Below are 19,856 nucleotides of genomic sequence, written 5' to 3'. Positions count from 1 at the left end.
TTACGCTACACCTGTAGCGCAATGGGTGTCCAGCTATAGTGGGACGACCATGACCGAGACCCGCCGCCGTCCCAACGCCCGCGGCAAGGGCGAGCTGCTGCGCGAAGAGATCGTCACGGCCGCCGTCGGGATGCTCGACGAGCTGGCCGACGACGAGGCGCTCTCGCTGAGGGCCGTCGCGCGCGAAGTGTCGATCGCGGCGACGTCGGTCTACCTGCACTTCCCGGACCGCGACGCGCTGGTGCTGGCCGCTATGCAGCGCTGCCACGAGGAGCTGGTGCGGACCGGCGACGACGCCTACGCGGCGGCGCCGGACCCGGCGGCCGCGTTGCGCGCGCGGATCCTGACGCAGGCCGCGTGGGCGCGCGAGCACCCCGGGCTCTACAAGGTGCTGCACGAGAGCAAGGTCCACCGACGGCTCGGGATGCCGTTCAAGGAGGTCATGGTCGCCCGCACGGTCGACGGCGTGCGGGCGTGCATGGACGCCGGCCTGGCCCCCGCGGACGACCCGGTCACGGTCGCCATCGACCTGCGCACCGCCGTCAACGGCATGCTGGCGCAACGGATCAACGAGCCCGACCTGCCGTGGTCACCCGCGGTCGAGCAGGTCGACCGGTTCCTGGCGAAGCTGGTCGGCCTCCCTTGTGTTCCGTGACGAAACGGACTTGGGTGGGCCGGTATGAGCCAGGACTACCAGACGGTGACCCCGCGGATGGTGGTACGCGACCTCGTCGCCGCCGTCGCGTTCCTGCGCACGGTGTTCGGCGCGACCGGTGAGCTGGAGAGCGGCCGCCCCGCCGACCTCCGCATCGGCGGCTCACGCGTCCTGGTCTCGGCCGAGGGCGAGCGGGAGCTGTTCCCCGCGTTCTTGTACGTGTACGTGCCCGACGCGGACGCGACGTACCGCCGCGCCCTCGACTGCGGCGCGACAAGCCTGGAGGAACCGGCGAACACCCCGTACGGCGACCGCCGGGCGATGATCCGCGACCCGTTCGGCAACGTCTTCCAGATCGCCCACGCCCGCGACTGAGCGGCGCTGCTTCGTGTCTTCGTGACTTGATCTCCACCGGATTCCGCGTGGTCAACGGGATTCCCGGCTCGACCGGGTCGTGGCGTAAAAGTGCTCTCGCCGCCGATCAGGGGGCTCGCGAACGCTTCCGCCGCGAAGCCCACTCGGCGGCCTGCTGAACGCCCACCTGAACCAGGCCCCGCCCACTCGAGCCTGCTGCGCCTGGGCACGCCCGCGGCGGGGGCGCGTGCCGCGCTGGGCGCACCTCGTGGTTTCACCGTTCCACCCGCCGAAACCCGGACGTTCACCCGGGTCGAACCGGCGGCGGACACCCACCGTGCCGACGGCTCAGGAGAGCCTCCCGTCGACTCGGATTCGGTGACCCGGAACCACTGAGCTATTCGCCGGTGCTGCCGTCCACCGACTCGCGGATGAGGTCCGCGTGGCCGTTGTGGCGGCTGTACTCCTCCACCATGTGGACCAGGATCCAGCGCAGGTTCGGCTTGCGGCCGTCCGGCCAGCCGCGGACGGCCGGCTGCGCGAGGTCGCCGTTCTCCATCGCCTTCGCGACCAGCTCGCGCGAGCGGGCGACCGTCGACTCCCACATCTCGCGGAGCTGCTCCGGGGTGTCTTCCGCGGCGGAATCCCAGTCCCAGTCCGGGCTTGCCGTCCAGTCGACCGAGTTCCACGGTTCCGCCCGCTCGTTGCCGAACAGGATGCGGGAGAACCAGTGATCCTCCACGTAGGACAGGTGCTTGAGCATCCCGCCGAGGGTCAGCGGGGACGGGCCGACGGTCGCGCGCAGGCCCGCCTCGTCCAAGCCTGCGCTCTTCCACGCCAGCGTCGCGCGGTGGTACTCGAGGAACCCCAGCAGGGTCCCGGCTTCGTCGGCGTCGACCGGCGGCTCGGCCCGGCCCTGCTCGTCCACGATGGTCATGAGCGGGCACTCTACCGATTTTGTCGGTGGGCTCCGCTAGGTTTCCGGGCATGGCTGAATTCGTACTAGTAGCAGGTGCTTGGCTCGGCTCGTGGGCGTGGAACGAGGTGGTGCCGGAGCTCACGGCGGCCGGGCACGGCGCCCACCCCGTGACGCTGTCCGGCGTCGCCGAGAAGAGCGCGGTGCCCGCCGGGCAGGCGATCCACGTCCAGGACATCGTCGACGTCGTCGAGGGCGCGGACCTGCGTGAGGTCGTGGTGGTGGGGCACAGCTACTCGGGCATCCCGGCCGGGCAGGCCGCCGAGCGGATCGGCGACCGGCTGGCGCGCGCGGTGTTCGTCGACTCCAACGTGCCGACCGATGGCGAGTCGTTCACGTCCGTCTGGTCCGAGGCCCAGGTGGCCGCCCTCACCGAACGCGGCTTCTGGCCGCCCCTGACCGCGGAAGACTATGCGGGACAAGGCCTTTCCGACGCCGAGATCGCCCGCATCGTCGGCGGCTCGACCCCGCACCCGGCCGCGTCGCTCACCGAACCGGCCGTCCTGAGCCGGCCGCTGGGCGAGCTGCCGGCGACCTACATCAAGTGCCTGCTCGACGGCGACACACCGAGCCCGGACGTCGTCGAGCTGCTCAAGAGCGACCGGTGGAACCTCGTGGAACTGAACACGGGCCACTGGCCGATGTTCTCGCAACCGAAGGAGCTCGCGACGATCCTGCTCGACGCCGTGAAGGCCTGACCGCCGCCGGTGGGGCTTCCGGAGGCAGCCCCACCGTGGCCGGTCACGCCATCGGCCTGGCTCGTGCGGCCTGGCTCGTGCGGCCCGGCGCCGTCGGCCTACGCCGTCAGCGCGCGGACGTCCCAGACCCAGACCCCGCCGACGAACTCCGCCGGCTTGCGCAGCAGCAGCTCCACAGTGGACTTGAGCGCTTCCTGGTTCTGCCGCGGGCCGACCACCAGCACGTCGGCGTTCCACTTGCGCAGGTCCACCAGGGCCTGGGTGCGGTCGGCTTCGGTGACCTCCGCCGTCTGGCCCGTGCGCTCGACCTCGGCGAACAGGTCCGACGTCGGGAGCGGGACGGCGCCGTACCGGCCGCTGCGGTCCTCCGCGGACGTCGGGCCGACGAAGTAGCCCTCGGGCATCGGGTAGCCGAGGCCCGCGTCCACCTGCCAGTGCAACGGTTCCGCTTCGCCGGTGCTCGGCAGCGGCACCGGCACGAGCGAGCCGCCGGGGGCGATGTACTGGCGCCAGATGCCGTCGGCGAAGAACGGCGGCGACAGCGGGCGCTCGTGCGTCACCAGCTCCGTCGGCGCGATCGGGAGCAGCACCGCCACCACCGCGCCGACCCAGACCAGGCGCAGGGGGAAGCGCTGCTTGCCGTCCAGGGGTTCGGGCTGCTCGGCCGCGGCCGTCCAGACGCGGTGCGTCGCGATCGCCAGCAGCCCGCCGACCACGGGAATGCAGCCCATCGCGAGCCGGGATTCGAGCAACGAGTCCAGCAAGGGCAGCTGCCCCAGCCACTTCCACAGCCCGGGGATGCCGGTGTCCTGGTGCGCCACCGTGATCTCGACGCCCAGCGAGAGGAACGCCAGCACGTACGTGGTGATCGCGAGCGCGCGCGCCACGACGTCGCGCCACAGCCAGATCGTCAGCACCACCACGAGCACGATCAGCGGCCAGCCGAAGAACGCGTTCTCCTCGGTGCGGTTCATCGAGACGTCCGCGGCCGACTCCGGCCAGCCGGCGATCGACTGCGTCGCGAACCGGGTGAACGCCGCGGTGTCGTTGCCCGCCGGGCCGTGCAGCAGCGAATGGAAGCTCTGCGGCCCGAAGAACTGCCAGTACAACGGGAAACCCGCGATCAGGAGCGCCACGACGGCACCGATGCCGACGCCCTTGACCAGCGGCGCGAGCATGCCGCGGATCTCGGCGCGGTGCGGGACCAGGTAGGCGATCACGAAGACCAGGAACGTGAGCCCGAAGATCGCCAGCGGCTCCTCGCCGAGCAGGATCTGCCACGCGACGAGCAGGCCGAGCACGACGCCGTTGCGCACCGGCCGAACGTTGCGCGCGATCTGGAACGCCTTCAGCGCGATGAACGGCAGCACGAACAGCACGACGAAGTTCGGGTGCGCGTTGCCGTGCGAGATCATCGGCGGGGCGAACCCGCAGAACGCGGCGCCGATCGCGGCGGCCGTGCGGTTGGGCACCAGGTGCCGGGAAAACACCCAGTACCAGCCGATCGCGGTGCCGGCGAGCCCGGCGGTCAGCACGATCGCCCAGGTCAGCGTGGCGCCGAAGGTCAGCGTGATCGGGGCGAGCGGGATGTTCAGGCCGAACATCGCCGCGTTCGCCGCCATGTTCACGCCGTACGGGTAGTTCTGCAGGTCCGTGGTGAACGGGTTCTGGAAGTGCAGGACGGACTTCGCGACGACCGTCGAGTACCACTCCCACTGGCTCTGGTCCGACGCGCCGTTCCACAGGTAGCCGCGCTTGAGGTCGAACCACAGGCCGTTGTAGAGCAGGATCGTGAAGAGCAGGAACCCGCCCATGATGGCGGAGTCCGGCCACTGCCAGCGTTTCGGGCCTTCGGGTGGGGCTTCGGGAGCGGGTGGGACGAGCTCGGGGACGGCTTCGGACTTCAAGCTCACGGCTCGACCACCCTGGCGAAGAAGTAAAGCGCGCCGGTGCCGGCGTGCCGGACCAGCAGCAGGAACGGCCGGTCCACCGTCACGGCGACCGGGTCGGACGTGATCATCGAGGTGAGGCGCATGGTCAACGCCGTAGCCGCGGCCCCTTCGAAACCCTGTTCGTCGACCCGCAGCACGGCCTGGTGCACCACCTCGGACACCGCGAGCCGCGGGTCCGGGGAGAGCCCGCTCAGGTCGGCGCGGTCGGTGAACATCGTTTGCACACCCAGGCCGTGCAGCACGCCGGTGAGCGAGCTGGGCACGTCGAGCGAGACCTTGGGGAGCGCCAGCTCCACACGCGTCGAGCGGATCTTGCCGAGCAGGCCGGTGAGCGCCGCTTCGTCGAGCGACGCCTCCGCCTCGGCGAGGTCGCCGTCGGGCAGCAGCACCACGGCCTGCAGGCCACCGGCCGCGACCAGCTGTACCGCCTGCCAGCCGCCGGTGTGCGCGTAGCCGACGTTCTCGCCGAGCCACATCGTCGGCACGTCCCGGGTGCCGGACGGCGCGTGGAACGGCGCGTCGGTGGTGTTGGCCTCGCGGAACGGCAGCTTCCAGGCGGCCTTGAGGTACAGCGCGTTGACGAGCACGGCCGCGATGCCGGTGTCGATCGAGCCCGGCGGCAGCAGCTGCGGGATGAGGCCGTGCGTGGTGCGGCCGACGTCCTCGTTGATCAGGGCGCGGGCACGCTCGGGGTCTTCCCCGAACGGCGCGCTCTCGACGTTCGCCCCGGGCCACCCGGCGAGTTCGGTCTTGAAGCCGTCCTCGAGCGGGAGGCTGTCGGCGGCCCACAGCGTGTTGGCCACGGCGATCTCGGGCGGTTCGGCGCCCCGGCCCTCCTCGACGAGCTGCGTGGCCGCCCGCAGCAGCTCGGCCTGCGCGGCCGGCTCGCCGAGCAGGGCGACCAGCTCCTCGCGGGTGGCCCCCCGGGCGGCGAGCGCGGCCAGCGTCAGCGCGCTGGCCACCGAATACGGCGAGAAACAGGAGTTCCCGCCCTCGGCGCCGAGGGCCCCATGGACGGCAAGGGCGAACCGGAGGTGGCTGTCCGTGGCCATGCGGGCGAGACTACCGGAACCCCTCACCCAGCCGGGCGGCCACGCGGAACTCCCCCACCGGGTGACGAACCCGGCGGCGGCCACCTCACGCCGGAAGCGCCGGCCCGCGTGATCGAGGGGTCAACACGCGTGATCCAGAGGTCGACACGCGTGATGGGGAGGTCAACACGCGTGATTCGAGGGTCGACACGGTGAGGAGCAGGCCCCCGCGTCGTGTCGACCCTTCAATCACGCGTGTTGGCGCCTCAATCACGGGTGTTGGCGCTTCCAGCACGCCGGGACCCGGGCTAGTGGTGGCGGGTCACGTGCCAGGAGTGCCAGGCGTGGGCCTGGGCGTCGGTCAGGGAGGCCACCTGGTCGACGACCACGCGTAGCAGGCCCGCGTCGTCCTTTGCGGCCTTCCACGCCGGGAGGAACAGCGGGTCCAGTGACTCCGGGGCGCGCCTCGCCAAGGCGTGGACCAGTTCGCCCAGCAGCTCGCGCTGGCCTTCCTGCATCGCCAGCCGTCGTCGGTCGCTCATCACGTAGCGCAGGGCCAGGGCCTTGAGCAGGGCCACCTCGGCGGCGACCTGCTCGGGCACGGCCAGCCGGGCCCGGTAGCGGCCCAGCGGGCCCTCGCCGAAGCGGGCTCGGGTTCCGGTGACGGCGGCCGTCGCGAAGCGGCCGACCAGCTCGCTCGTCAGCCGCTTCAGCGCTACCTGCGCGCCGGGTGAGCCGTCCGGGGCCGCCTCGGCCAGGGCCGCGACCACCGGCAGCGCCAGCAGTTCGTCGGCCGCACTCTCCAAAGTGGACACCGACTGGCCGGAGAAGTGCTTGGCCGCGGCCTCGGCGACGGCGGCGCGCTCGTCCGAGTAGGCCAGCACCCGCAGCCGGATCCGGCCGGCGAGCACGCCGTCCTCGACGTCGTGCACCGAGTACGCGACGTCGTCGGCCCAGTCCATGATCTGGGCCTCCAGGCACGTTTCCGCCGCCGCCGCGCCGTCGCGGAACCAGGTGAAGACCGCGGCGTCGTCGGCGTAGACGCCGTACTTCCCCCGGCCGGGCTTGCGCGGCCAGGGGTACTTCGTGGTCGCGTCGAGGCACGCGCGGGTCAGGTTGAGCCCGGCCGTGGCGCCGTTCTCGTCGACCAGCTTCGGTTCCAGCCGGGTCAGGATGCGCAACGTCTGCGCGTTGCCCTCGAACCCGCCGCACGCGGCGGCCACCTCGTCGAGCGCGCGTTCGCCGTTGTGCCCGAACGGCGGGTGCCCGATGTCGTGCGCCAGCCCGGCGGTGTCCACCAGGTCCGGGTCGGCCCCCAGCTCCTCGGCGATGCCGCGGCCGATCTGGGCGACCTCCAGGGAGTGCGTCAGCCGGGTGCGCGGCGCGCCGGTGATCTCGGCGCCCTCCCCCGGGCCGACCACCTGGGTCTTGCCGGCCAGCCGCCGCAGGGCCGCGGAGTGCAGCACGCGGGCGCGGTCGCGGGAGAACGCGCTGCGCCCGTCCGCGCGCGCCCCGGCCAGCGCCGCGCCCTTCGCCGGTTCCGGCCGGAGGCGGGCGGTGTCGTGCTCGCTGTAACCGTGGTCCACCCGCCCAGCTTAAGCGGGAGAGCCGACAAAACGCTCAGCCGTCGAATCAGCCCAGGAAAGTGGCGAAGAGGTCGTCGGCGGGGGTCTTCGTGAGGCGGTAGTACAGCAGCGCGCCGGTTTCACGGACGATGTAGCGGACCTGCGTGACGCGCTCCTGGACGATCGGCCCGCTGTGCGTCGGCGCGGTCCAGGCGTCCAGGCCCAGGTCGTCGGCCATGGTGCGGGCGCGGAAGGAGTGCCACGGGTCGCTGACCAGCACCGCCGTGTGCCAGTCGCGCGCCTCGACCTGCTGGGCGACCGCGCGCAGGCTGCGCAGCGTGTCGCTGCCCTCCCCGACGGCCAGCGTCGCCGCCGCCGGCACACCGCGGCGGGTCAGCCACAGCTGGCCGGCCCGTGCCTCGGTGAAGTTGTCCTCGGCCTTCTTGCCGCCCGCGGTGACGATCATCTTCGCGACGCCCGCGTCGTAGAGCTGCTTCGCCTTGATCAGCCGCGCGGCGTAGATGTCCGACGGCTTGCCGTTGTACTGGGCCGCGCCCAGCACCACGATGACGTCGGCCTGCGTGCGGTCGTTCTCGCGGGCGACCTGCCAGATCCGGAACGCCGTGCCGCCGACGAGGGCGAGCAGCATGAGGGCCGTGCCGAAGGCGATCCGGCGCGCCCAGCTCGCGTGCGACGGTTTGGTGCGTTCAGCGGTACCCACCCCGCCCATCTTGTCAGAAGGTCACCGGCCGCTCACAGCCAGCCGCGCTCCTCGGCGACGCGCACCGCTTCGGCGCGGGTCCGGGCGCCGGTCTTGCCGATCGCGGCGGACAGGTGGTTGCGGACGGTCCCCTCCGACAGGTGCAGCGCGCGGGCGACGTCGGCGACCGTGCTGCCGTCCCTGGCCTCCCGCAGCACGTCCCGCTCGCGCCCGGTGAGCGGGCTGGCGCCGGTGGCGAGCGACTCCGCCGCCAGCGCCGGGTCCACCACCCGGAGTCCACTGTGGACTCGCCGGACGGCCTCGACGAGCTGCTCGGGCGGCGCGTCCTTGACGACGAACCCGGCGGCCCCCGCGGCCATCGCGCGGGCCAGGTAGCCGGGCCTGCCGAACGTGGTGCAGATGATCACCCGGCACGACGGCAGCGCGGCCCGCAGGTCGCCCGCCGCCTCCAGGCCGTCCTTGCCCGGCATCTGCACGTCCAGCAGCGCGACGTCGGGCTTCAGCTCGCGCGCGGCGGCGACCACCTCGTCGCCGGAGCCGACCTGCCCGACCACCTCGATGTCGGATTCGAGGCCCAGCACGGTGGCCAGGGCCCCGCGCACCATGGCCTGGTCGTCGGCCAGCAGCACCCGGATCAAGCGAGACCTCCCGCGGGTTCGGCGCGCACGGCCGGAGCGGCCGCGCGCGGTTCGGGCAGCGGGATCTCCGCTCGCACCGTCAATCCTCCCCCGGGCCGGACCGATGCGCGCACCGTGCCCCCGACCGCGGCGAGCCGCTCGGTGAGCCCGCGTAGGCCGTTGCCCGGGACGACGTCGGCGGCGGTGCCGTCGTCCTCGATCTCCAGCCAGTTGCCGCCCAGCTTCACCTTCACCTGCTTGGCCCCGGAGTGCCGCAGCACGTTCGTGACGGCCTCGCGCAGCACGTACCCGAAGGGGTTCTGGAACTCGGGCCGGACGTTGTCGACCGCGTGCGGCAGGTCGGCGTCGATCTCGGCGGCCCGCAGCGCCGCGCGGGCGCCGACCAGCTCCGCCGAGAGCGACACCTCGCGGTACTCCGACACGGTCGCGCGGACGTCCGACAGCGCGCTGCGGGTGAGGCTCTCGACCTCGCGGATCTCCTCGACCGCGCGCGGGATGTCGCCCGCGCTCTCCAGCACCCGCCGGGCCAGCCCCGCCTTGACGGTGATCGTGGTCAGGCTGTGCCCGAGCAGGTCGTGCAGGTCGCGGGCGACGCGCTGGCGTTCGTTGGTCACGGCGAGCGTGGCGATCTCCTTGTTGGCCAGCTCCAGGCGCCGGATGGCGCGGATGAGGTTGGCCATGAAGAACATCGCCAGCGTCACCGAGCCGACGGTGATCAGGTCGCCGTAGCCGTCGTGGAACCGGCCGCTCACCAGCAGGATCAGCGCCCCGAGCAGCAGCGCGACGACGTCCACGATCACCGACCACGCTGCCGGGGCCAGGAACACCATCACGGCCGTGCCGTAGAGCAGGATGAACGGGCTCGCCTCGACCGCCGCCACCACGCCGAGCCCCAGCGCGACCATCACGATCCCGAAGCCCAGCTTCAGCGGGCGCGCCTGGCGGAAGAAGTACGGGAACAGCAGGTAGCAGACGGCGTAGGCGTAGACCAGGATCCAGATGAGCACGAGCGGCACGGTCACGACGGTCTCGGCCAGGAGCGACTTCGTGATGGGGATGAGGAACGGCAGCAGGAAGACCGCGCCCATGATCGGCCAGCGCACGCTGTCCGGCCCCTGGTTCTTCGGGTCGGGCAGCGGGTCGTCCCACCACCCTTCCCGGGTGTTGAGCCCGAACCGGCGGTTCGTGTCGTCGTTCGCCATCGCCGTTCCTTCTCCCGTCCCCGGCCCTCAGACCCGGGCGCTGTCCTTACGGTAACGCCTGATCACCAGGGCTCCCAGCACGACCGTCCAGCCCGCGAGCACGCCCACGGCCTGCGGGAACGACACCACCATGTCGGTGGTCACCGCGGGCCGCGCCAGCTGCAGCACCCAGTACGTCGGCATCAGCTGGGCGACGTCGTGCATCCAGCCCGGCATGCTTTCGATCGGGATCCACAGCCCGCCGAGGAAGCCCATGCCCAGCGTGACGATCATGTTGACCGGCTGCATCGAGTCGGGCGTGCCGAACTGGCCGAGCAGCAGCCCGAGCAGCACCAGCGGGATCGTGCCGAGCCAGACGCCGGCGAAGATGCGCACCCAGCCGGCCGCGTCGAGGTGCACACCCTCGACGGCCACGGCGAGCACCGGCACGAGGATCAGCGCGGGCAGCCCGACGAGCAGGCCGGAGATGCCCTTTCCGGCCAGGTAGCCGGTGCCGGTCAGCGGGGTCAGGCGCAGCTGCCGCTGCCAGCCCGCGGCCCGCTCGAGTGCGAGCCGGGCGCCGCTGTTCGTCGCGGCGGCAAACGCGCCGAACGTCATCATGTTGATCATGATCACGGCGGCGATCTGCACGTGGTCCGGATCGGAGGACTTGGTGAAGACGTTGGCCTGCAACAGGAACATCAGCACCGGGAACGCGACGACGAAGATCAGGAACCGCGGCGCCCGGAAGTTCCGGCGGATCTCGGTGACCAGGTAGGTGGCGTTCATCGGACGGACTCCGCGGTTTCGTCGGCGGTCAGGGAAAGGAAGGCGCCTTCGAGGCCGACGGCGCTGATCTCGATGTCGTACACCGAAGGCACCGCGGCCTTCAGGGCCCAGAGCGTCGCGTCGGAGTCGCCGGTGGAGATGGCGACGCGGTCGCCGCGCAGCTCGAACTCCTTGACGCCGGGCAGGGCCGCGATCGCGGCTTCGGTGGCGCCCGGCACGGCGGCGCGCAGGCTGCGGCCCCCGGCCAGCGCGCGGACCTCGGCGACCGAACCGTCGGCGACGATCCGGCCGCGCCGCATCAGCACCACCCGGTCGGCGAACTCCTCGGCCTCTTCGAGGTAGTGCGTGGCGAACACGACCGTGCGGCCGGACTCGGTGAACGAGTACATCGACTGCCAGAACTCCCGGCGCGTGCCGACGTCCATGGCCGCGGTCGGCTCGTCGAGGATCAGCAGGTCGGGGTGGCTGACCAGGGCGACGGCGAAGCGCACACGCTGCTTCTGCCCACCGGAAAGCTTGTTCGCGCGGCGCCCGGCCAGCTCTTCCACCCCGGCGGCCTGCAGCGCCTCGGCGACCGGCATCGGCTTGCGGTGCAGTGCCGCGACCATGCCGACGGTCTCGGCGACGGTCAGGTCGTCCATCAGCGCGCCACCCTGCAGCATCGCGCCGATCAGGCCCGCGCGGACGGCGTCGATCGGCTTCCGGCCGAAGACCCGCACCTCACCGCTGTCCGGTGTGCTGAGGCCGAGGATCATGTCGACGGTGGTGGACTTGCCCGCGCCGTTGGGGCCGAGCAGGGCGACGACCTCGCCCGGGGCGATGGTCAGGTCGACGCCGTCGACCGCGTGGACGTCGCCGTAGTGCTTCCGCAGGCCGGTGAGGTGGATCGCGGCCCCCGCCGCCACCGCCTGGATGTCTGTGTCTCGCATGCCCCCAGGCTGTCGCCCCGCGGGCCGCCGTCCCCAGACCGTGCGTCACGACCTGGGGGTGACAGGTGTCAGGGGTGCCGGTCCCCCGAAAGCCGTGAAGGCCTCCTTACCGGCTCTTATGGCCGGTAAGGAGGCCTTCACGGACCTCTCGGAAAAGCGGGGGTCAGCAGCCGATCAGGCGGCCGGCCAGGTAGGACTCCAGCTTGTCGATCGCGACGCGCTCCTGGGCCATGGTGTCGCGCTCGCGCACGGTCACGGCCTGGTCCTCGAGCGAGTCGAAGTCGACCGTCACGCAGTACGGCGTGCCGATCTCGTCCTGGCGCCGGTAGCGGCGGCCGATCGCCTGGGCGTCGTCGAAGTCGACGTTCCAGTGCTTGCGCAGCCGGGCGGCGACGTCCTTCGCCTTCGGGGTCAGGTCGGCGTTGCGCGACAGCGGCAGCACCGCGACCTTGAACGGCGAGAGCCGCGGGTCGAGCTTGAGCACGATCCGCTTCTCGACGCCGCCCTTGGCGGTCGGGGCCTCTTCCTCGTGGTAGGCGTCGACCAGGAACGCCATCATCGAGCGGCCGACACCCGCCGCGGGCTCGATCACGAACGGCCGGTAGCGCTGGCCGGACGCCTGGTCGAAGAACGACAGGTCCACGCCCGAGTGGTTCGAGTGCGTGGTCAGGTCGAAGTCGGTGCGGTTGGCGATGCCCTCGAGCTCGCCCCACTCCTGCCCGGCGTTGAACGCGAACCGGTACTCGATGTCGACCGTGCGCTTCGCGTAGTGCGAGAGCTTTTCCTTCGGGTGCTCGAAGTGGCGCAGGTTCTCGGGCTTGATGCCGAGGTCCTTGTACCACTCCGTGCGCTGGTCGATCCAGTACTGGTGCCAGGTCTCGTCCTCGCCCGGCTCGACGAAGAACTCCATCTCCATCTGCTCGAACTCGCGCGTCCGGAAGATGAAGTTGCCCGGCGTGATCTCGTTGCGGAAGGACTTGCCGATCTGGCCGATGCCGAACGGCGGCTTCTTCCGCGACGTCGTCTGCACGTTGAGGAAGTTGACGAAGATGCCCTGCGCCGTCTCCGGGCGGAGGTAGTGCAGGCCCTCTTCGGTCTCGACCGGGCCGAGGTGGGTCTTCAGCATCATGTTGAAGGCCCGCGGCTCGGTGTACTGGCCGCGCGTGCCGCAGTTCGGGCACGGGACGTCGGACAGGTCTTCCTCCGACGTCTCCTTGCCGCTGCGCGCGGTGTAGTCCTCGGCCAGCTGGTCGGCGCGGAAGCGCTTGTGGCACGAGAGGCACTCGACCAGCGGGTCGGTGAACACCTTGACGTGCCCGGACGCCTCCCACACCTGGCGCGGCAGGATCACCGAGGAGTCGAGGCCGACGACGTCGTCGCGGCTCTGGACCACGGTCTTCCACCACTGGCGCTTGATGTTGTCCTTGAGCTCGACCCCGAGCGGCCCGTAGTCCCACGCCGAGCGGGTACCGCCGTAGATCTCTCCGCTGGGGAAGACGAAACCACGGCGCTTGCACAGGCTGACTACGGTATCGATGGTGTTCGTGGGCACTCCACGCTCCGGAAGCATGCGGGGACGGTTATCGGACTAGAACGTCAAGGGTATCCGCCGGGCCCACCGGGTTTCCGCGCAGGTGAGCCTCGTCAGGGCCGGGAGACCAGCGACGCCGTCACCACCCGGTTGTCCTCGTAGCCCTCGGTGCCGCCGACGTACTCGCCGCCGCAGGTCACCAGGAGCAGCTTGTGCGGGCCGTCCGGGGAGAACAGCTGCTCCGACCGCCCGGCCAGCTCGGACTTGTGGATGGTCTCGGTCGCGTCGACCCGGTACACCCAGGCGCCGCCGGCGGCGTCGGTCAGCTTGACGTCCTGCCCCTGCTTGACCTGCCACAGCTCGTCGAACGGCCCCTTCTTGCCCTTCCAGTTCACGTGCCCGGACAGCAGTGCGACGCCGTGGTCGGCACCCAGCTTCGCGCCCCACCACGCGGCTTCGTCGAGACCTTCGGGGATCTTGAGCGCGCCGTTCGCGTCGAGGTCCTCCTGGACGAGCTTCGCGGCGCCGCCACCGGGCAGCGACAGCTGCGCCGGCGCCTGTCCGGTGTCCGGCGGGGTGCCCTGCGCGGCCGTGGCGGGTGCCGTCGGAACGGGCGTGTTGGCGCCGTTCGCGCTGGCAGGTTCATCCTTTCCGGTGAACACGAGCAGGGACGCGACGATCGCCGCGATCACGAACGCGCCGGCCGCGCCGACGATCCACCAGCGGCCGGGGCCCTTCTTCCGCTCCGCCGTCACCGGGTGCTGGTCCTGCATGTGCCTGTGCTCCTTCGCTCCGTGGGCAGTGCACAGACACACATGCCGCGACGGGCGGCGGAGGTTGCATCGAACTCGGTCAGCCGGTGGGGCGGGTCACCAGGGTCGCGGTCACCAGGCGGTTCTCGTCGTAGCCCTCGGTGCCGCCGACGTAGTCACCACCGCAGGTCACCAGCACCAGCCGGTGCGGGCCGTCCTGGCCGAACCAGCGGGCGGCCTGCGCGGGCAGCGTCTCCTTGGGCAGCGTGACGACGTCGTCGACGCGGTAGACCCAGCGGCCGCCGCGAGCGTCGACGACGCTGACGTCCTCGCCGTCGCGCATCCGCCACAGCTCGTCGAACGGGCCGCGGTCGCCTTCCCAGTTCACGTGCCCGGACAGCAGCGCGGCACCGTGGTCGGCGCCCAGCTTCGCGCCCCACCACGCGGCGTCGCCGAGGCCGCGCGGGATCGGCAGCACGCCGGTGTCGGTGAGCTCGGTGCGGACCAGCCGGGCGGTGGCGCCGTCGGGCAGCCGGACCGTGCCCGGGCGCTGCTGCTCGGTGGACGAGCTGTCGGCGGGCAGCACGGCCGGGGCCGCGTTCTCCCCCGGCAGTGAGCCGGGCGCGGGCGCGGCGATCGACGTGGGCTCGGGCGGCAGCCAGGTCAGCACGACGACCCCGGCCGCGAAGGCGGCGACGGCCAGCGCCCCCGAGACGGCGGCCAGCCCGGTGCGCAGCACCTAGTCCGTCCCGGACTTGCGCCGCCTGCCCAGCAGCAGGGCGACACTCCCGAAGAACACGCCGCCGAAGAGCAGGCCGATGCCGAGCGGGATGCGCGAGAGGTCGCTGCCGGTGTCCGGCGCGGCCGCGCCGAGGTACCCGGCCGGAACCTGCGTCGGCACCGCGGGCTGAGTCGCGCTGGTGCCGCCGCCGGTGGTGCCGGAGGCTTTCGCGACGAAGCCCTTCGGAACCGAGCAGCTGACCCCGCCGAGCACGACGTTCGTCTGGACGTCCTGCAGCGCGGCCCCCGCCGCGTCCTTGACGTGGGTGGTGATCTCGACCCGCCAGCCGGCGACGGCGGTGAAGTCGCCCCCGCGCCAGCCGTCCTGGCGGATCAGCTGGTCGAACGCGGCGACGCGGGTGAGCTTGAGGTCCGAGAGCGTGGTGTCCTTGCTCGCGTTCGTGATGTCGCCGGGCGGGCCCAGGCGCAGGTTCTGCAGCTGCAGGCCGGCGTTGCCGCCGGGCATCGGGACGATGCCGAGCGCGCCGCCGGCCTGGCGCACCCACAGCCGGGCCACCGAGGAGGTGCCGGTGAGCTTCGCCGGGGCGGTGCAGTCGACCGCGGTCTTGGCGCCTTCGAGCACGAGCACGGTGTCGTCGACCGGCTTGGCGCCGCCCTGCCAGGTGTCGCGCAGCGCGTAGTTGGTCTCGGCGACGGCGGTGGGCACGGTGCTCGCCTGCAGCGCGGCGACGACGTTGTGGTCCCGGCTCGCGATCCCCGCGGGGTACGGGTCCTGCGACCCGCTGTAGCGGCCGAGGTCGATCGCGTAGTGCCCGCCGAACGTCGCGCGCTCGCCGTCGTCCTTGGGCACGGCGACCCGGTCGGTGCCGAGCTTCGACTGGCCGGGCAGCAGGGGCGAGCGCTGGGTCTCGGTGATCAGCGAGCCGCCGTGCTGGCCCTCGCCACCGATCCGGACCGACGCCACGTTCGCGAACGAAACCGGGCCGGTCTTCTCGTCGACCGCCTGGCTCTGCGCCCCGGCCACACCCACTCCGACCAGCGGAAACAGGACGGCCGTCACGACGGCTGCCTTCGTTGCGAATCGGGTCATGTCTCCCCACTGCGTTCTGCTCGGGCGGGCGTCGTCGTACGAGAAGCGACGCAACGCTCCGCGACAACCTTGCACCGTCGGCCACGACATGCGAAGCCGAAGAGCCAATATCCCACGAACTCACCCGAACGGGGTAATGCGTCCTGCCGTACCCCTCAGGACGCGGTGACCGGACGGGGCCCGTCCGGGGGAACACTAGGATGGGCCGGGCCGTTATCGGAAATGACTACGGAATTCATGGTCTCAGGCGGCGACGACGACGTGGAGGCAGTGATGGCGACGGTGACGGGGAGTGGCGTCGCGGACGAGGCCGGACCGCACACCCACGAGCTCGAACGGGACCGGGTGGCCCCTTCCCGGCACCCGGCGAGCGGGGTGCTGGCCGACGCCGGCGACCTGCTGCGGGCGCTGGCCGCGCCGGTCCGGATCGCGATCGTGCTGCAGCTGCGCGAGGCCGACCGGTGCGTGCACGAGCTGGTGGACGCCCTCGACGTCGCGCAGCCGCTGATCAGCCAGCACCTGCGGGTGCTGAAGACCGCCGGGGTGGTGCAGGGCGAGCGGCGCGGCCGCGAGGTGGTCTACCGGCTCGCCGACGACCACCTGGCGCACATCGTCGTCGACGCCGTCGCCCACGTGCAGGAAGGAAAGCAGTGATGACTCCCGTCGCGCCACGCGGCCAGGCTCCGGTGCCCGGCCGCCGATCGACCAAGCAGCGGGCCGCGGTCGTCGAGCTGCTGAGCGCCGTCGACGACTTCCGCTCCGCCCAGGACCTGCACGACGAGCTGCGCAAACGCGGCGACGGCATCGGCCTGACGACGGTGTACCGCACCCTGCAGTCCCTGTCGGAGGCCGGCGAGATCGACGTGCTGCGCACCGACTCGGGCGAGGCGATCTACCGCCGCTGCTCGGCGCACCACCACCATCACCTGGTCTGCCGCCTGTGCGGCCGGACGGTGGAGGTCGAGGGGCCGGCGGTCGAGCGCTGGGCCGAGAAGATCGCGGCGGAGCACGGCTTCTCGGAGATCTCCCACACCGTGGAGATCACCGGCACCTGCGGGCAGCACTAACTAGTACTCATAGGGATCCTTCGGGGTCGGGACCGTCGCGACCGAGGCCGCGGTGAAGTCCGGTGTGTAGCTGTTGGCCTGGGTCGCCGTGCCGGGGACGACCTGGCCCGTCACCTCGATCCACGCGTCGCTCGCGTACCGGGCGGCGTCGGTGCCGGTGAGGCGGACCGTCACCGGGAAGGCGTCCGCCGCGCAGCAGCTGATCACCAAGCGGGCCAGCAGGGTCCGGCCTTCGGTGTGCACCACGAACCCGGTCAGCGAGACGGTGCGGCCGTCGAGGGTGCCGGCCTTGTCCCACCCCGCGCGGCTGACGAACTCGTTGACCGACAACGCAACGACGTTCCCCGCGGGCAGCGGCGGGAAGGCCGCCGCGTTGGCCGCGGCCGCGCTCGCCGGGACGCGCGCTTCGGTGCGGATCACCGAGTCGGCGCCCAGCGCGGGTGGCGCGACGAGGAAGACGGCCAGCACGGGGACCAGCAGCAGCCAGGCGGGCCGGGCCGAATGGGAATGGCCGTCATCGTGGTCGTGGTCGTGGTCGTGCTCGGCCTTCTCGGCCGCTTTCGCCCGCGCGGCCAGCAGGTCCCGCACGACGGCGACCGCGCCGAGCAGCACCATGACGGCCCCGCCGGCGATGATCCACGGCTGCTGCGCCGGTTTGACGTAGCGCAGGTAGTCGCCGTTGACGGCGATCTTGATCAGCGCGCCGCCGAGCAGGATCAGCAGGATGTTCTGGGTCTCCCGTTTCACGCCAGCCCCACCACCAGTCCGGTCACCACGGCGCAGGCGGCCGCCACCACGAACGTCACCGGGGCGAACCGCACCGCGAACGCCCGGCCGAACGTGCCCGCCTGCAAGGCGAACAGCTTGACGTCGACCGCCGGGCCGACGACCAGGAACACCAGCTTCGGCAACAGCGGCAACGCCGTCAGGGACGCCGCCACGAAGGCGTCCGCCTCACTGCACAACGCCAGGACCACCGCGAGCACGGCCATCACCACGATGCCCAGCACGAGCTGATCTCCCAATACCCCGAACCACTTCGCCGGGACCAGCACGTTCAGCGCCGACGAGATCAGCGCGCCCAGCACCAGGAACCCGCCGGCCTCGACCAGGTCCGTGCGGGCCGTCTCGGCGAACACGCGCCACCGCTGCCCGCCCGCGACGTCCGGCAGCCGGCGCAACGCGCGCTCGGTGATCCACTCGAGCTTGCCCCAGCGGGCCCACAGCCAGCCCATCACCATCGCCGTGGCCAGTGAGCCGACGAACCTTGCCAGCACCATCTCCGGCTTGCCCGGGAACGCGACCGCGGTGGCCACCAGCACCACCGGGTTCACCGCCGGCGCGGCCAGCAGGAACGTCAGCGCCGCGGCCGGCGCCACGCCCTGGCCCATCAGCCGCCGCGCCACCGGTACCGACGCGCACTCGCAGCCCGGCAGCGCGACCCCGGCGAGCCCGGCGACGCCGACCGCGGCACCGGCGCGGCGCGGCAGCACCTTCTCCAGCACACGCGCGGGCACGAACGCCGCGATCGCGCCGCTGATCAGCACGCCCAGCACGAGGAACGGCAGCGCCTGCACGCAGACGGCGACGAACACGGTCGAGCCGGTGCGCAGCGCGGGCACGTCGAACAGCCGCTGCAGCCAGCCCTGGCCGAGGATCGCGACCAGCAGGATCGCGCACAGCACTTCGACCGAGCTGACCCGGAACCGGCGCGAACGCCGGCCGGGCTCGGTGGAAGTTTCGGAAAGGGTGTCCACGACGGCGATGATGCCAGGACACCGGGACATCGCGTGATCCGCACAGGCCGCGAACGGCCGGACACAGTCCGTTTCGGACCGGAAAACGCCGTTCGCGGCGAAATCACTACTGCGCGGGCAGGATCCCCGGCAGTTCGGTGCGCAGCTGCGACGCCGTCGACACCACGAGCATCAGCAGCGTCCCCAGCGCCGCGGCGTCCAGGCCCACGGCCGGGAACGCGTACCGCAGCGTGACGTCGACGCCGTTGTCGGAGTGCCCGACGCCGAGGGTGCCGAACAGCCCCTGGCCGGCCCGCTCGGCGACCGCGATCGACAGCTCGGGGGCGTCCGCCAGGTCCCAGCCGACCACGCAGGTCAGGGTCAGCACGGTGAGGCCCTCGCCGAGGCGGGTCGCCTGGATGACGCACGGGACGTCGCCGTGGGAGAACGTCAGCGCGCCGTCGTCGTCGACGTGCACCTCGAGGTAGCGCTCGAGGGCGCCCTTGGCGCTGGTCAGCAGTTCCGCGGTCTCGGCCGCCTCGGTCGAGCTCACGACGTGGCCTCCGAAGCCTGATCGACGGCCGCCTGATCGGCAGCAGCCTGGTCGACGGCAGCGCCGAACCGGCGGTCCCGCTTGGCGAACTCCAGGCAGGCCCGCCACAGGTGGGTCCGGTCGAAGTCCGGGAAGAGCGTGTCCTGGTAGACCATCTCGGCGTAGGCCGACTGCCACAGGAGGAAGTTCGACGTCCGCTGCTCGCCCGAGGGCCGCAGGAACAGGTCCACGTCGGGCATGTCCGGCTGGTACAGGTACTTGCCGATGGTCTTCTCGGTGACCTTGTCCGGGCTCAGCTTGCCGTCGGCGACGTCCCGCGCGATCCGCTGCATGGCGTCGCCCAGCTCGGCGCGGCCGCCGTAGTTGACGCACATCGTCATGTTCAGCGCGGTGTTGTGCTTGGTCTTCTCTTCGGCCGCCTGCAGTTCCTTGATCACCGACGCCCACAGCTTGGGCCGGCGCCCGGCCCAGCGGATGCGGACGCCGATCGAGCCGAGGTAGTCGACCTGACGGCGGATGGTGTCGCGGTTGAAGCCCATCAGGAACCGCACCTCTTCAGGGCTGCGCTTCCAGTTCTCCGTGGAGAACGCGTACACCGAGAGCCACTTGACGCCGATTTCGACCGCGCCGGCGGCGACGTCGATCATCACCGCTTCGCCGCGCTTGTGGCCTTCGATCCGCGGCAGGCCACGCTGGTTGGCCCAGCGGCCGTTGCCGTCCATGACCAGCGCGACGTGCTTCGGGACCAGCTCACGCGGGATCTCCGGCGGCACCGCACCGGTCGGGTGCGGCTCCGGGACCCGCAGCTCCGATCGCGACGCCTTGTTCTCGCGTCCCCTGCGCAGCACGGCGAGCCTCCCTGGATGGGTGAAATCGATTCAGGCCCGACCCTACTGC

22 protein-coding genes are annotated in these 19,856 nt (G+C 71.7%); 5 read left to right on the top strand and 17 right to left on the bottom strand.

The window, feature by feature from the left end:
- Positions 1 to 49 precede the first annotated feature (49 nt).
- Both OG570_RS24520 and OG570_RS24515 read left to right on the top strand, forming a co-directional pair.
- Positions 50 to 655 carry a TetR/AcrR family transcriptional regulator gene (locus tag OG570_RS24520; protein ID WP_326959538.1) on the top strand — a complete coding sequence of 202 codons (606 nt, stop codon included), beginning with the start codon at positions 50 to 52 and terminating at the stop codon, positions 653 to 655.
- Positions 656 to 679: 24 nt separating this feature from the next.
- Positions 680 to 1,030, top strand: a complete 351-nt coding sequence (locus OG570_RS24515; protein ID WP_326943253.1) for a VOC family protein — start codon at positions 680 to 682, stop codon at positions 1,028 to 1,030.
- Between the two features lie 376 nt (positions 1,031 to 1,406).
- On the opposite strand, the gene OG570_RS24510 is transcribed toward OG570_RS24515, so the two are convergent.
- Complete coding sequence (locus tag OG570_RS24510) at positions 1,407 to 1,946, bottom strand: DinB family protein (protein WP_326959536.1); 540 nt, start codon at positions 1,944 to 1,946, stop codon at positions 1,407 to 1,409.
- 50 nt (positions 1,947 to 1,996) lie between these two features.
- On the opposite strand from OG570_RS24510, the gene OG570_RS24505 reads away from it, so the two are divergent.
- Positions 1,997 to 2,683 carry an alpha/beta fold hydrolase gene (locus tag OG570_RS24505; protein ID WP_326959534.1) on the top strand — a complete coding sequence of 229 codons (687 nt, stop codon included), beginning with the start codon at positions 1,997 to 1,999 and terminating at the stop codon, positions 2,681 to 2,683.
- 98 nt (positions 2,684 to 2,781) lie between these two features.
- On the opposite strand, the gene OG570_RS24500 is transcribed toward OG570_RS24505, so the two are convergent.
- From OG570_RS24500 to OG570_RS24445, 12 genes are all read right to left on the bottom strand, one after another.
- On the bottom strand, positions 2,782 to 4,497 hold the full coding sequence (locus tag OG570_RS24500; protein WP_442788327.1) for a glycosyl transferase: 1,716 nt from the start codon (positions 4,495 to 4,497) through the stop codon (positions 2,782 to 2,784).
- A 95-nt stretch (positions 4,498 to 4,592) separates the two neighbouring features.
- Positions 4,593 to 5,687 carry a serpin family protein gene (locus OG570_RS24495; RefSeq protein WP_326959530.1) on the bottom strand — a complete coding sequence of 365 codons (1,095 nt, stop codon included), beginning with the start codon at positions 5,685 to 5,687 and terminating at the stop codon, positions 4,593 to 4,595.
- Between the two features lie 287 nt (positions 5,688 to 5,974).
- On the bottom strand, positions 5,975 to 7,252 hold the full coding sequence (locus OG570_RS24490) for a deoxyguanosinetriphosphate triphosphohydrolase (protein ID WP_247055020.1): 1,278 nt from the start codon (positions 7,250 to 7,252) through the stop codon (positions 5,975 to 5,977).
- Positions 7,253 to 7,298: 46 nt separating this feature from the next.
- On the bottom strand, positions 7,299 to 7,952 hold the full coding sequence (locus OG570_RS24485; protein ID WP_326943259.1) for a YdcF family protein: 654 nt from the start codon (positions 7,950 to 7,952) through the stop codon (positions 7,299 to 7,301).
- 32 nt (positions 7,953 to 7,984) lie between these two features.
- Positions 7,985 to 8,590: a response regulator transcription factor gene (locus OG570_RS24480; RefSeq protein WP_247055024.1), complete on the bottom strand. Its 606-nt coding sequence runs from the start codon at positions 8,588 to 8,590 to the stop codon at positions 7,985 to 7,987.
- Positions 8,587 to 9,792 (bottom strand): sensor histidine kinase, encoded by a 1,206-nt coding sequence (locus tag OG570_RS24475; protein WP_326943260.1) that lies wholly within the window; start codon positions 9,790 to 9,792, stop codon positions 8,587 to 8,589. The genes OG570_RS24480 and OG570_RS24475 overlap by 4 nt, the downstream gene beginning before the upstream one ends.
- Positions 9,793 to 9,819: 27 nt before the next feature.
- Positions 9,820 to 10,560, bottom strand: a complete 741-nt coding sequence (locus tag OG570_RS24470) for an ABC transporter permease (RefSeq protein WP_326943261.1) — start codon at positions 10,558 to 10,560, stop codon at positions 9,820 to 9,822.
- Positions 10,557 to 11,489: an ABC transporter ATP-binding protein gene (locus OG570_RS24465; RefSeq protein WP_326943262.1), complete on the bottom strand. Its 933-nt coding sequence runs from the start codon at positions 11,487 to 11,489 to the stop codon at positions 10,557 to 10,559. The genes OG570_RS24470 and OG570_RS24465 overlap by 4 nt, the downstream gene beginning before the upstream one ends.
- Before the next feature lie 163 nt (positions 11,490 to 11,652).
- Complete coding sequence (locus tag OG570_RS24460) at positions 11,653 to 13,041, bottom strand: glycine--tRNA ligase (protein ID WP_247055032.1); 1,389 nt, start codon at positions 13,039 to 13,041, stop codon at positions 11,653 to 11,655.
- 92 nt (positions 13,042 to 13,133) lie between these two features.
- A complete protein-coding gene (locus tag OG570_RS24455; RefSeq protein ID WP_326959528.1) occupies positions 13,134 to 13,793 on the bottom strand; it encodes a class F sortase in 660 nt (219 codons plus the stop codon).
- Between the two features lie 79 nt (positions 13,794 to 13,872).
- Entirely contained in the window at positions 13,873 to 14,511 is a 639-nt protein-coding gene (locus tag OG570_RS24450; protein WP_247055036.1) for a class F sortase, read from the bottom strand.
- The gene (locus OG570_RS24445) at positions 14,512 to 15,603 is read right to left on the bottom strand and encodes a hypothetical protein (RefSeq protein WP_326943265.1); all 1,092 of its coding nucleotides are present in this window, start codon (positions 15,601 to 15,603) and stop codon (positions 14,512 to 14,514) included.
- 273 nt (positions 15,604 to 15,876) lie between these two features.
- Between OG570_RS24445 and OG570_RS24440 the strand changes: the two genes are divergently transcribed.
- The gene (locus OG570_RS24440) at positions 15,877 to 16,257 is read left to right on the top strand and encodes an ArsR/SmtB family transcription factor (RefSeq protein ID WP_442788305.1); all 381 of its coding nucleotides are present in this window, start codon (positions 15,877 to 15,879) and stop codon (positions 16,255 to 16,257) included.
- On the top strand, positions 16,257 to 16,670 hold the full coding sequence (locus tag OG570_RS24435) for a Fur family transcriptional regulator (protein WP_326943267.1): 414 nt from the start codon (positions 16,257 to 16,259) through the stop codon (positions 16,668 to 16,670). Before OG570_RS24440 ends, OG570_RS24435 begins: the two co-directional genes overlap by 1 nt.
- Here OG570_RS24435 and OG570_RS24430 read toward each other — a convergent pair whose 3' ends face one another.
- The 4 genes from OG570_RS24430 to OG570_RS24415 all read right to left on the bottom strand — a co-directional run bounded on the left by OG570_RS24430 (position 16,671) and on the right by OG570_RS24415 (position 19,807).
- A complete protein-coding gene (locus OG570_RS24430) occupies positions 16,671 to 17,417 on the bottom strand; it encodes a TIGR03943 family putative permease subunit (protein ID WP_326959523.1) in 747 nt (248 codons plus the stop codon). It lies immediately after the preceding gene.
- Positions 17,414 to 18,457 carry a permease gene (locus tag OG570_RS24425; RefSeq protein WP_326959521.1) on the bottom strand — a complete coding sequence of 348 codons (1,044 nt, stop codon included), beginning with the start codon at positions 18,455 to 18,457 and terminating at the stop codon, positions 17,414 to 17,416. Before OG570_RS24425 ends, OG570_RS24430 begins: the two co-directional genes overlap by 4 nt.
- A 76-nt stretch (positions 18,458 to 18,533) precedes the next feature.
- Complete coding sequence (locus OG570_RS24420) at positions 18,534 to 18,959, bottom strand: YbjN domain-containing protein (RefSeq protein WP_247055048.1); 426 nt, start codon at positions 18,957 to 18,959, stop codon at positions 18,534 to 18,536.
- Positions 18,956 to 19,807, bottom strand: coding sequence for an isoprenyl transferase (locus OG570_RS24415; protein WP_247055050.1), 852 nt, complete (start codon positions 19,805 to 19,807; stop codon positions 18,956 to 18,958). Before OG570_RS24415 ends, OG570_RS24420 begins: the two co-directional genes overlap by 4 nt.
- Positions 19,808 to 19,856: the final 49 nt, after the last annotated feature.

The sequence above is a fragment of the Amycolatopsis sp. NBC_01286 genome (genome assembly GCF_035982555.1).
GTDB lineage: Bacteria > Actinomycetota > Actinomycetes > Mycobacteriales > Pseudonocardiaceae > Amycolatopsis.
This window is presented reverse-complemented; position numbering and strand designations above follow the sequence as displayed.

Excerpts from the sequence above, each read along its gene's own strand:
- OG570_RS24520 (WP_326959538.1), top strand. The coding sequence starts at position 50 with ATGACCGAGACCCGCCGCCGTCCCAACGCCCGCGGCAAGGGCGAGCTG.
- OG570_RS24515 (WP_326943253.1), top strand. The coding sequence starts at position 680 with ATGAGCCAGGACTACCAGACGGTGACCCCGCGGATGGTGGTACGCGAC.
- OG570_RS24510 (WP_326959536.1), bottom strand. The coding sequence starts at position 1,946 with ATGACCATCGTGGACGAGCAGGGCCGGGCCGAGCCGCCGGTCGACGCC.
- OG570_RS24505 (WP_326959534.1), top strand. The coding sequence starts at position 1,997 with ATGGCTGAATTCGTACTAGTAGCAGGTGCTTGGCTCGGCTCGTGGGCG.
- OG570_RS24500 (WP_442788327.1), bottom strand. The coding sequence starts at position 4,497 with ATGGGCGGGTTCCTGCTCTTCACGATCCTGCTCTACAACGGCCTGTGG.
- OG570_RS24495 (WP_326959530.1), bottom strand. The coding sequence starts at position 5,687 with ATGGCCACGGACAGCCACCTCCGGTTCGCCCTTGCCGTCCATGGGGCC.
- OG570_RS24475 (WP_326943260.1), bottom strand. The coding sequence starts at position 9,792 with ATGGCGAACGACGACACGAACCGCCGGTTCGGGCTCAACACCCGGGAA.
- OG570_RS24470 (WP_326943261.1), bottom strand. The coding sequence starts at position 10,560 with ATGAACGCCACCTACCTGGTCACCGAGATCCGCCGGAACTTCCGGGCG.
- OG570_RS24465 (WP_326943262.1), bottom strand. The coding sequence starts at position 11,489 with ATGCGAGACACAGACATCCAGGCGGTGGCGGCGGGGGCCGCGATCCAC.
- OG570_RS24455 (WP_326959528.1), bottom strand. The coding sequence starts at position 13,793 with ATGCAGGACCAGCACCCGGTGACGGCGGAGCGGAAGAAGGGCCCCGGC.
- OG570_RS24445 (WP_326943265.1), bottom strand. The coding sequence starts at position 15,603 with ATGACCCGATTCGCAACGAAGGCAGCCGTCGTGACGGCCGTCCTGTTT.
- OG570_RS24440 (WP_442788305.1), top strand. The coding sequence starts at position 15,877 with ATGGCGACGGTGACGGGGAGTGGCGTCGCGGACGAGGCCGGACCGCAC.
- OG570_RS24435 (WP_326943267.1), top strand. The coding sequence starts at position 16,257 with ATGACTCCCGTCGCGCCACGCGGCCAGGCTCCGGTGCCCGGCCGCCGA.
- OG570_RS24425 (WP_326959521.1), bottom strand. The coding sequence starts at position 18,457 with ATGTCCCGGTGTCCTGGCATCATCGCCGTCGTGGACACCCTTTCCGAA.